Source organism: Marisediminitalea sp., from assembly GCF_984433645.1.
Genome location: NZ_CFIDRX010000145.1, coordinates 1 through 10,878, shown reverse-complemented (window position 1 = coordinate 10,878; position 10,878 = coordinate 1). Strand labels below are relative to the sequence as shown.

The window sequence follows — 10,878 nt, the reverse complement described above, 5'->3', positions numbered from 1 at the left end:
GGTTTTATCAAATCTGAAGCTATGGCGATTCCGGTTACTGATACTTCAGTTATCGCCAACTAAGTACAATTTGTAAGTACCCAATAAGGCCAGCACATGCTGGCCTTATTTTTTTGTGTCGCGCAATGTCGTCAGTGTGTCTAATCACTGGTATTATTTGCCTGATAAGCTCACGCAAAAGAATGAAAATAGAGGCATTTGTGGAATTTTTATACGACTACGGACTATTTTTAGCGAAAGCGGTAACGCTGGTCGCTGCCATTGTAATAGTGCTGGCTGCCATTGCAGGTATTGCTGCTAAGCAAAAACAAGGGAAAGGCCATTTAGAGATCACGTCCATTTCCGATCAACTCAAAGACATCACCGACTATGCACGCCAGGTTATTTTAGATAAAGCCAGCCTGAAAAAGCTTGCTAAAGCACAAAAGAAAGAACAAAAGCAGGATAAATCAGGCAAAAATAATGAGTCAGGCAGACTGTTCGTTATCGACTTCAAAGGGTCTATGGATGCCCATGAAGTGGATCGTCTGCGTGAAGAAGTCACGGCGGTGTTGTGCATTGCCGAAAAACAAGATGAAGTACTGGTAAAAATTGAAAGTGGCGGTGGCGTGGTACATGGCTACGGACTGGCGGCCGCGCAGTTACAGCGAATTAAAGACAAAGGCCTCAAACTTACCGTATCGGTAGATAAAGTCGCTGCTAGCGGTGGTTATATGATGGCCTGTGTTGCCGATAAGCTGTTAGCCAGCCAATTCGCCATCATCGGTTCTATCGGCGTACTGGCGCAATTGCCCAATTTCCACAAATTACTTAAGAAAAACGACATAGAATTTGAGCAGCATACCGCTGGTGAGTTTAAGCGAACGCTGACAGTGTTTGGCGAAAACACCGATGAGGGCCGTGAAAAGTTTCAGCAGGAACTTGAAGCTGTGCACGTCATGTTTAAAAGCTGGGTAAGTGAGAATCGTACTTCACTGGATATCGCGAAAGTGGCTACTGGTGAGTACTGGTATGGCTCACAGGCACTAGAACTCGGACTGATTGACCAAATTGGTACGTCTGACGACTACATCATGAGTGTTTTCCCTGAGCGTGATATTTACGCAGTGAAATACGCTGTGAAGAAAAACGTAGCGGAAAAACTCGGCATGTCCTTCGCGAAAGGCGCAGAACGGGCCCTGATGCGTGTTGTTAATACTTTACCTGAGTGGTTCAAGCGGTAATTCATGAGTAAGCAAACCAAAGCGCGGATCATCGATGCGGCAGAAGCCTTGTTCGCAGAACAAGGCTATGGTCAGACGTCTATGCGTGAAATCACCTCGAGGGCTAACGTTAACCTGGCCTCGGTGAATTATCATTTTGGTAGCAAGAAAAACCTGATTCAAGCGGTGCTTAAACGCTATTTCGATGTCTTAATGCCGCAAGTTGACGACATGCTGGAAACGCTCATTCCGTCCCAAGGGCGAAAAGGGGTAGACCAGTTGCTTCAGGGGCTGGCGTTACCCTTGTTACACCTGAATGCAGTTCAACCTAATGGCACCGAGATTTTCGTGCAGTTACTTGGCAAAGGTTACACCGAATCTCAAGGGCACTTACGCAAATTCATCCTCGGGAATTATGGCGATACCATTGAAGGATTGCTCAGTATGTTGCGTATAGCTTTGCCAGCCATTCCGGCAGATGAGTTGTTCTGGCGGTTGCACTTTGCTATTGGAAGTTTTGTATTTTCAATGGCGTCAAGTCAGGCTTTGAAGGACATTGCCAAAGCTGATTATCAGCAGGATATTGAAATTCAGGATGTTATCGCACACCTCGTGCCGTTTGTGGCGCAAGGGATCAGTGCGGAAGGGTATGCCCGGGAGTTATAAGTGATTCAACGTCAACAGCTACTCAATTATCTTAATCAGGAATTAAACGTTGCCGCCATCAAGGATTACTGCCCCAATGGATTGCAAGTGGAAGGCAGCGATAAAATACGTCATGTTGTCACGGGCGTGACAGCATCACAGCGATTAATCGATGCTGCGATTGAGAAAGGGGCCGATACCTTGCTGGTTCATCACGGGTACTTCTGGAAAGGGGAAGAACCAACGGTGACAGGTATGAAGCGACGCCGGCTTGGCAGCCTTATTCAGCACAACATCAATTTAATTGCCTACCATCTGCCAATTGATGTGCATCCGGTATGGGGTAACAACGCCCAATTAGGTGCGCTAATGGGCTGCAGTGATATCACAGCGGTCAACGGGATTACGCCGGATGGGGTAGTCATGCAGGGCAGTGTAGACACGACGTTTGCTGATTTGGTGATAACCATTGAGCGCGCGCTCGGCAGGCCGTGTGTTGCAACTGAGTCGGCTCAGCAAGACGCAGTAACGCGGGTTGCCTGGTGCACTGGCGGCGGGCAGAGTTTCATCGAGCAGGCTGCAACAGCAGGCGCTGAGGTTTTCATTACCGGGGAAGTGTCTGAACAAACCATCCATATTGCCCGGGAAATGAATATTGGTTTTATTGCTGCCGGGCATCATGCTACTGAACGCTACGGCGTAAAAGCGGTCGGTGAGCATCTGGCGAATGAATTCGGTTTGTCAGTCGATTTCATTGATATCGACAACCCGGCGTAGGACAACTCGTGCAGGATCAGTCATTCGATGGCATCGCCGGGAAATTTGCTAAAAATATCTACGGCACAAGTAAGGGCGCATTACGGCATCAGTTGCTCTGTGACGCGCTTGATGAGTTATTGCCGGCGGGCAAACTGAATATTATCGAGCTGGGCGGCGGTACAGGTGTTATGTCGTCTTACCTGGCAAACAAAGGTCATGCACTCACACTTACCGATATTTCTGCTGATATTTTGTCTATGGCCGAGGTACCTCCGTCAGTGGTGACCTATCAGGCTGATTTGCAAAGTGTCCAAAATTTAGCAGACTTCGACATTGTGCTGTGCCACGCGGTACTTGAGTGGCTCGCCGATCCCAAAGCGGCATTGGCCCATATGGCGAAAAATATGCGCCCTGGTAGTTGGCTGAGCTTAACGTTTTTTAACAGAGATGCGGCGTTGTTTGGCAATGCGGTATACGGCAACTTTGACTACATTGCTCGCGGAATGAAAGTGAAAAAGCAAGTCAGGCTGAACCCTAAGCAACCTTTGTCTGTTGCACAGGTCACTGAGTGGGTTGAAGAATTGGGCTTTGAGATTGCTGCATCTCGCGGTATCCGTTGCTTTCATGACTATTTACGTGATCCGAAAAAAGCCAGCGAAGACTATGAGTCGTTGCTGGCCTTAGAGCGTCAGTACAATCAACAGGCGCCGTTCAAGTGGCTTGGTAAATACTTTCACTTGTGGCTACGTGTGACCTGATGTTGTCAGGGGACAATTAAAAAGCGCGTTTCTGGTGCGGCCTCATTTGCAAAAGGTTGTTTGAACCCGTTGCTAAATCCAATCATATTTTCCAGCGTGACTTCCGCGATCTGGCCCAAGGCTTCAACCGTAAAAAAGCCCTGATGGCCAGTAATTAACACATTGTGAAACGTCGCTAGCCGCTCGAAAACGTCATCCTGAATAATTTCACTGGAGTGGTCCCGGAAAAACAGCTCGGATTCCATTTCGTAGACATCCAGGCCCAGGTAACCGATTTTGTGCGTCTTAAGCGCGTTGATTACTGCTCTGGTGTCGATCAGACCGCCGCGAGACGTATTAATCAGCATTACGCCATCCCGCATGCTGTCGAGGGTTTGTTGATTGATAAGGTGGTGACTGTCTTCATTAAGCGGACAATGCAGGCTAATAATATGACTGGTGCTCAATAGCGTCGACAAATCCGTATATTCGGCCCCCAGTGCCTTTAACGCATCATTGGGGTAAGGGTCATAGCATAGGATTCGGCAACCAAAGCCAGAAAGCAATCTCACTAATGCCGCCCCAATATGACCGGTGCCTACCACGCCCACGGTTTTGTCATGCAGGGTGAAACCGAGCAAACCATTTAAATCAAAATTTCCGTCGCGCACGCGGTTGTACGCCTTGTGTGTTTTTCGATTGAGGGTCATGATCAGCGCCAGAGCATGTTCGGCTACGGCTTCAGGCGAATAGGCTGGTACTCGCGATACGGCCATACCTAACTGCTTCGCACAGTCGATATCGACATTGTTATAGCCGGCACAGCGCATAGCAATGTGCTTTACCCCTGACGCATGTAATTGTGTGAGGATTGCTTCATCAAGCTGGTCGTTTACAAACGCACAAACGGTATCAAACCCCTGGCATAGCGAAACCGTTTTAGCGTTCAGTGGAATATCAAAGTGGCTCAGTGTAATGTTTGCGTGCAATGGGTGTGCGGCAAACGAGGTCTTATCGTAGGCCTGGGTACTGAACATGGCGACATTAGGGGTAGATTGCATGCCAATCCTCCGTGAGCAAGTGCAATAACGAATAAATATCAGTGTAATCGGCGCTTACCGGCAATACCAGTAGATTAAAGCAAGCGGCAATGATCCAGCGCAATACCGTGCTAGACTATGCCCAGTTTTACAAAGACAGGACCTCAATACATGCAAGTGAGTTTTATTGGACTGGGCGTAATGGGCTATCCAATGGCCGGACACCTTCAACAAGCCGGGCATTCGGTGAGTGTGTATAATCGTACAGCAGAGAAAGCGCAGGCCTGGCAGCAAACCTATGGCGGCAAGACGGCTGCAACGCCAGCCGAAGCGGCAGCAGGCGCCGATATTATTTTTGTTTGCGTTGGCAACGATGACGATGTGCGCGCAGTAATAACTGGCTCGCAAGGTGCGTTGGAAACGGCTAAACCCGGCGCCTTGCTTGTTGATCACACCACAGCGTCGGCGCAACTTGCCAGAGAACTGGCAATCGCATGTGCAGAAAAGCAGGTCGCGTTCCTCGATGCGCCGGTATCAGGCGGACAGGCGGGGGCAGAAAACGGCCAACTGACCATCATGGTCGGTGGTGAGCAAAGTGCATTTGAGAAAGCACAGCCGGTTATGGATGCTTATGCTCGCCACAGTCAGCTTTTGGGTGATCACGGCAGTGGCCAACTGGCTAAAATGATGAACCAGATCTGCATTGCCGGCATTGTTCAGGGGTTGGCTGAAGCATTGCATTTTGGTAAGCAGGCAAACATGGATTGTGCTGCGGTCATTGATGTAATCAGTAAAGGTGCGGCCCAGTCGTGGCAAATGGAAAATCGTGCTAACACCATGATTAACGGTGAATACGACTTTGGTTTTGCTGTTGACTGGATGCGCAAAGATCTGGCAATTGCGCTGGAAGAAGCGCGCCGTAATGGCTCTACTCTGGCACTCACCGCGCTGGTTGATCAGTATTACGCGGATGTTCAGAAACGCGGTGGTGGGCGTTGGGATACGTCCAGCCTGTTAACCCGCCTCGCTGGCGCTTGAGTTGTTGTCAGGGGCTTTTGTTACCGTCGCAATATGCGGGTACTGCTGAACCAATTGCGCGTAACGGCGTTGATTATTGTCGGACAATGGCTGAGCAAGCAGTCCGGCAATCAGTGTTTGCAATGTCATGGCTCTGTAGCTGTCTGTATCGCAAACCAATAGGGTTTGCAGCATGTTGAGTTGGTAAGCGGGTTCATCGGGTGTTAATTGTAATGCCCGATAAAACGCGGCGAGGGCGTCCAGGTATTGCTTCTTCACAAATAATTGCTGACCCTGTTCGTTAAACTGTTCAGCACGTTTATCGGCCAGCCCAGTGTCTTTTTCGGCGGTAAGCATACGCGTTTGCAGCGTTTGCTGTTCAGCAGGCATTTCCCCCAGTTCTGATTTGTTTCTGGCAAGCTCTAACATTTCCAGGGCGCGTTTCTCGTCGCCCAGAGAATTGACCACACGGGCCGCAACAATCAGCGTACTGGCAGAGCTGCGCTGAAATACGTTCATGTGTTCCCGGTTTATGACTTCACGTGCCTTGGATAATTGATCCTCCATGACGTAGCTGTAGGCCAACAGGTAATCATGCCGTTGCTGGACCTGGAGATCTGACTGACTCCGCGCGGCAACCCCCATCAGTTTACGGGCCTGACTCAGGCTCTCTTCGCGATGGTTATGCGGGCTTTCCTGAGCAATGCTTAAATAAAACTCAGCCAGCTCAAAAGTAAATTCGTCAAACCTTTCTTTGGTAGAGCGGTTGTACTCTCGCTTTTTCTGCAATAAATCGATGCTTTCCACAATGCGATTTTGTTTCTGGTAAGTCATCGTTTTCAAACGAGTGGCCGGCAAGCTTAAGTCGCTGTCCTGTATGTGATCTAAAAAGAACTCTGCTTTTTCGTACGATTCTTGTTCAAAGGACAAACACGCCAGCCACTCAAAGGCTTTATCACGAGTCAGTAAGGTTTCCAGCATATCGTCCAAACTGGCGTGACACGCCGACCAATCACCGGTTTGGTAATGACATTTTAACTTACCCCATTGTGCCCACAGCACTTTGTTGGATTGCGCCAGGGTACGCTCATATATCGCCAGGGCTGCGGGGTAGTCGCCTTTTTGTAATAGTAACCGGGCCCGCAGTTTTTCCAGATCGGTTGCCACTCTGGGGGGAAGTTTCTCGCGGCGACGTTTGTCGAGTGTTGTAATTGCGGCCGCTGTATTGCCTTCGTCCATATACCTTAGGGCAGTAGCGGCATGCTTTCTATATTCCAGGTAATGATTCACGCCTCGATGCAGGGCATTAATGGTATAGGGTTTTAACAACAGTAAATCGGGATGTGTATCAATGATCTGACCGATCGTTTGCGGCAGTCTGTCAGCAGTAATGAACACAATGCCGGTGCTGGGTTGAATGAACTGTGATTGCCGGAGTATCTGTACCCACTCGACACCGTTTCGGCGCTGGCCCAGATGAAAGTCAAATATCAGTAATTCGAAGTTTTGCTTCTTGAGGGCGTTTTTCAGTTCAGTACCCGTACTGAAACTGGAGACCTCTAAATTACCCAGTACTATCAGGTGGCTGCGGATGGTCGCGCGGGCTGTGGCGTTGTCTTCAATAATCGCGACGCGGAGTCGTTGGCTCATAACGGGGCCCGGCTATCGCATTAATTGAAGTAAGCGTAAAACGCTGGAAGATACATTGACCACAAGAATTTCCTTCGCTACATCAGAGTACTTAGCATAGCAGTCACATCAAGACTTAGCACGCGCCGAATACCGAGTTTGCTTTAATCATAGCTGACTCTCGCTGAATAATAACCTTTATGTCACAATAAATTTACAAGTAGATCTTTAGATTTAACAGGGTTACGTTTACGTTAACGTATGCTTGGTATAGCGTTAGCGTATTCAACTCAGCAATCGAGAATGCAATGAAACAGGTACCTCTTCTTATAAATGGCGATATGGTCGCCTCTACCACAGAACAATTCATTAATGTTACGAACCCGGCGAATGGGGAAGTGATTGCTAAAACGCCCGTAACGACAGACGACGAAATGCAGCGCGCGTTGCAGGCTGCTAAGTCCGCATTTGAAACATGGCGCTATGTACCGGTTACTGAGCGGGCGCGGATCATGATGCGTTATCAGGCGATTCTGAAGCGTGAACAAAAACGTATCGCTACCGTGTTGGCTGAAGAAACGGGCAAAGTCTTTGACGACGCAATGGGCGATGTATGGCGTGGGATTGAAGTGGTTGAACAGGCCATGAATGCGCCAAGCCTGATGATGGGAGAAACCGTCGAGAACGTGGCGCGCGGTATTGACACCAGCAGCTTTATTCAGCCAATTGGGGTATGCGCAGGCATTACGCCATTTAACTTCCCGGCGATGATCCCGCTTTGGATGTTCCCGCTCGCCACTGTGTGCGGTAATACCTTTATCCTGAAACCCTCAGAACAAGATCCGCTTACCCCTATGCTGCTGGCAGAACTGTTTATTGAAGCCGGTGCACCTGCAGGTGTTCTCAACGTGGTTCACGGTGGTAAAGATCAGGTTGATACATTGCTGAACCACCCTGATGTAGCCGCCGTTTCCTTTGTTGGTTCTGTACCGGTTGGTCAGTACATCTATCGTACTGCCACTGAGAATATGAAACGTGCACAGTGTTTTGCAGGGGCAAAAAATCACACGGTAGTGATGCCAGATGCCAATAAAAACCACGTTATTAACAACCTGGTCGGTGCCTCCGTGGGCGCGGCCGGACAACGCTGTATGGCGATTTCAGTTGCGGTATTCGTGGGCAGCGCTCAGGAATGGATTGATGAATTGGCTGAAAAAATCAGCGAAGTTAAGCCTGGCGTATGGAACGATGAAAATGCAGGTTTTGGCCCTCTAATCAGTGCGGCTGCTAAACAGCGCGTGCAGGACCTTATTGCATCAGGTAAAGCACAGGGCGCTACCTGTATGGTAGACGGTAGTGACTTTGTTGTAGAGGGCATGGAAAACGGGCATTGGATTGGTCCTACAGTATTTAAAGATGTCACCACTGACATGCGTATTTATCAGGAAGAAATTTTTGGCCCGGTGTTGTGTTGTATGTGTGTCGATACGCTTGAAGAAGCGCTGGAATTGGTCAACAGCAACCCCTACGGAAATGGCACGTCGATTTTCACTGCGAGCGGTGCAGCCGCGCGCAAGTACCAGTCAGAAGTAACGGTGGGTCAGGTCGGGATAAACGTGCCCATTCCGGTACCGCTGCCGTTCTTCTCCTTTACTGGATGGAAGAACTCATTCTTTGGCGATTTGCATGCTTATGGAAAACAAGCCGTTCGCTTCTATACCGAAACCAAAACAGTCACGTCACGCTGGCCAGAACAAGACATTCCAAGTGGTCCGAATATGACCATCAATTTGCGATAGGAGAGTCTGATGAACTTTAATATGACCGACGATCAACAAGCTTTCGCCGATGTTGCAAAACAGTTTGCTATGCAAGAGTTGGCGCCGTTTGCTGCGCAGTGGGATCGAGAGCATACGTTTCCTGTCGAGACCATCAGAAAAGCCGGTGAATTAGGTTTCTGTGGCTTGTACACACCTGAATCAGAAGGCGGATTGGGACTTAGTCGACTGGACTCGTCAATTATTTTTGAGCAATTGGCGATGGGGTGCACTACCACAACGGCCATGCTGACTATTCATAACATGGCCACATGGATGATCGCGTCGTGGGGCACTGATGCTGTTAAAGCGCAATGGTTACCTGGTCTCGTCACAGGAGAGCAACTGGCATCTTATTGCTTAACAGAGCCTGGTGCGGGGTCTGACGCTGCGAGCCTGAGTACCAAGGCAGAAAAAACAGACGCGGGTTATCGTTTGAATGGCAGTAAAGTGTTTATTTCTGGTGCCGGTGAAACCGATGTACTGGTGGTCATGGCCAGAACGTCTAACGACGGCGCGAAGGGGATTTCTTCATTCGTAGTTCCCGCCAATGCACCGGGCATAATTTACGGTAAAGCAGAAGAAAAAATGGGCTGGAATGCACAGCCGACCCGCATGATCACGTTCGATAATGTTGAAGTGAGTCACGAGAGCCTGCTGGGCGAACATGGACAGGGATTCACTTTCGCGATGAAGGGGCTTGATGGCGGCCGTATTAACATTGCCACCTGTTCAATTGGTACTGCGCAACAAGCATTGGATACCGCCCGGGACTACATGTTAGAGCGTAAGCAATTCGGCAAACCGCTGGCCGCCTTCCAGGCGCTGCAGTTTAAATTGGCCGACATGAATACAGAATTGGTGGCGGCACGTCAGCTAGTGCGTATGGCTGCGGCTAAGCTAGATGAAGACGATCCGCAAAAGACGGCGTATTGTGCCATGGCGAAGCGATTTGCTACCGATGTTGGCTTTAATGTGTGTAATGAAGCACTGCAAATTCACGGTGGTTACGGCTACATTAAAGAGTATCCGTTAGAACGACACATGCGTGACGTGCGGGTGCACCAGATACTGGAAGGCACTAATGAGATCATGCGATTGATCATTAGCCGTCAGGTACTGCAGGAAGGCAGCCAGTTACTGTAGGAGCAATTATGACCGACAAGCTCTTAATTAAGCGTATTCCCGCCGCATCCGGCGGGGATATCGGGCTATTAACGCTGAACAAGCCGCAAGCGTTAAATGCGCTTGATTTGGATATGGCCAAAGCCTTGTTCGAGCAATTATCTGACTGGCAACACGACGACAGCATTGCGCTGGTTGTGTTGACCAGTGAGGGTGACAAAGCCTTTTGTGCCGGCGGCGATATTGTGTCGATGTATCAGGCCATGCAGGCACAGCAACATCAGGTGCCGGATTTTCTGGCGGACTTTTTCGCCCGCGAATACCAGCTGGATTATTTGATCCACCGCTACGGTAAGCCGGTTGTTGTGTGGGGGGCTGGCATTGTGATGGGAGGCGGGATTGGTCTGTTGGCAGGCGCGAGCCACCGCATTCTTACGCCTTCTTCAAGATTAGCGATGCCTGAAATTACCATTGGGTTATATCCCGACGTCGGAGCCAGTTACTTCTTACCGCGTGCGCCGGGTAAAACAGGTTTGTTTCTGGGCCTAACCGGGGCCTCAGTCAATGCGACTGACGGTATCTATGTTGGTCTTGGCGATTACGTACTGGCAGATGACGGGTTTGAACGGTTTTGCGACGCTCTGGAATCTCAGCATTGGGTAGCAGGAGAAGTGCACGACCAGCTAACGGCGTTGTGTACGACGTTCGAATTGGCAAAGGCTGATTGGCCGCAAGGGAAACTGTCTGTGTGGCAGCCTGAGATTGATGAGGTGCTGGGTAACTGCAGCAGTGCACCTGAGGCTGTGAAAGCCATTTTAGGGTGTGAAAGTAACGGAGATAGCTGGTTCGACAGAGCAAAACAAGGGCTCACAGCCGGGTCGCCAATTACGATGCATCTGGTATGGGA

The 10,878-nt window shown here is 49.6% G+C and carries 10 protein-coding genes; 8 read left to right on the top strand and 2 right to left on the bottom strand.

Annotated features, from left to right (window positions below):
• The first annotated feature begins 200 nt into the window (after positions 1 to 200).
• Genes sohB through AC4MRN_RS15840 form a run of 4 tightly spaced genes read left to right on the top strand, consistent with a single transcriptional unit; the run spans position 201 to position 3,364 of the window.
• A complete protein-coding gene (gene sohB / locus AC4MRN_RS15855) occupies positions 201 to 1,223 on the top strand; it encodes a protease SohB (protein ID WP_491203825.1) in 1,023 nt (340 codons plus the stop codon).
• 3 nt (positions 1,224 to 1,226) lie between these two features.
• The gene (locus AC4MRN_RS15850; protein WP_370165230.1) at positions 1,227 to 1,868 is read left to right on the top strand and encodes a TetR/AcrR family transcriptional regulator; all 642 of its coding nucleotides are present in this window, start codon (positions 1,227 to 1,229) and stop codon (positions 1,866 to 1,868) included.
• The gene (locus AC4MRN_RS15845; RefSeq protein WP_491203824.1) at positions 1,869 to 2,624 is read left to right on the top strand and encodes a Nif3-like dinuclear metal center hexameric protein; all 756 of its coding nucleotides are present in this window, start codon (positions 1,869 to 1,871) and stop codon (positions 2,622 to 2,624) included.
• 8 nt (positions 2,625 to 2,632) lie between these two features.
• Positions 2,633 to 3,364, top strand: coding sequence for a methyltransferase domain-containing protein (locus AC4MRN_RS15840; RefSeq protein WP_491203823.1), 732 nt, complete (start codon positions 2,633 to 2,635; stop codon positions 3,362 to 3,364).
• Positions 3,365 to 3,369: 5 nt separating this feature from the next.
• Here the strand turns inward: AC4MRN_RS15840 and AC4MRN_RS15835 are convergent, their stop codons facing one another.
• A complete protein-coding gene (locus tag AC4MRN_RS15835) occupies positions 3,370 to 4,404 on the bottom strand; it encodes a 2-hydroxyacid dehydrogenase (protein WP_491203822.1) in 1,035 nt (344 codons plus the stop codon).
• 150 nt (positions 4,405 to 4,554) lie between these two features.
• On the opposite strand from AC4MRN_RS15835, the gene AC4MRN_RS15830 reads away from it, so the two are divergent.
• Complete coding sequence (locus AC4MRN_RS15830; protein WP_491203821.1) at positions 4,555 to 5,421, top strand: NAD(P)-dependent oxidoreductase; 867 nt, start codon at positions 4,555 to 4,557, stop codon at positions 5,419 to 5,421.
• On the opposite strand, the gene AC4MRN_RS15825 is transcribed toward AC4MRN_RS15830, so the two are convergent.
• On the bottom strand, positions 5,398 to 7,050 hold the full coding sequence (locus AC4MRN_RS15825; RefSeq protein ID WP_491203820.1) for a response regulator: 1,653 nt from the start codon (positions 7,048 to 7,050) through the stop codon (positions 5,398 to 5,400). The two genes, AC4MRN_RS15830 and AC4MRN_RS15825, sit on opposite strands and share 24 nt — an antisense overlap.
• Before the next feature lie 287 nt (positions 7,051 to 7,337).
• On the opposite strand from AC4MRN_RS15825, the gene AC4MRN_RS15820 reads away from it, so the two are divergent.
• The 3 genes from AC4MRN_RS15820 to AC4MRN_RS15810 form a co-directional block, all read left to right on the top strand.
• Positions 7,338 to 8,828, top strand: a complete 1,491-nt coding sequence (locus AC4MRN_RS15820; protein WP_491203819.1) for a CoA-acylating methylmalonate-semialdehyde dehydrogenase — start codon at positions 7,338 to 7,340, stop codon at positions 8,826 to 8,828.
• A gap of 9 nt (positions 8,829 to 8,837) precedes the next feature.
• Positions 8,838 to 9,992, top strand: a complete 1,155-nt coding sequence (locus AC4MRN_RS15815) for an acyl-CoA dehydrogenase family protein (protein ID WP_370240095.1) — start codon at positions 8,838 to 8,840, stop codon at positions 9,990 to 9,992.
• A gap of 8 nt (positions 9,993 to 10,000) precedes the next feature.
• On the top strand, positions 10,001 to 10,878 hold an 878-nt coding region (locus tag AC4MRN_RS15810), incomplete at its 3' end, for an enoyl-CoA hydratase/isomerase family protein (RefSeq protein WP_491203818.1).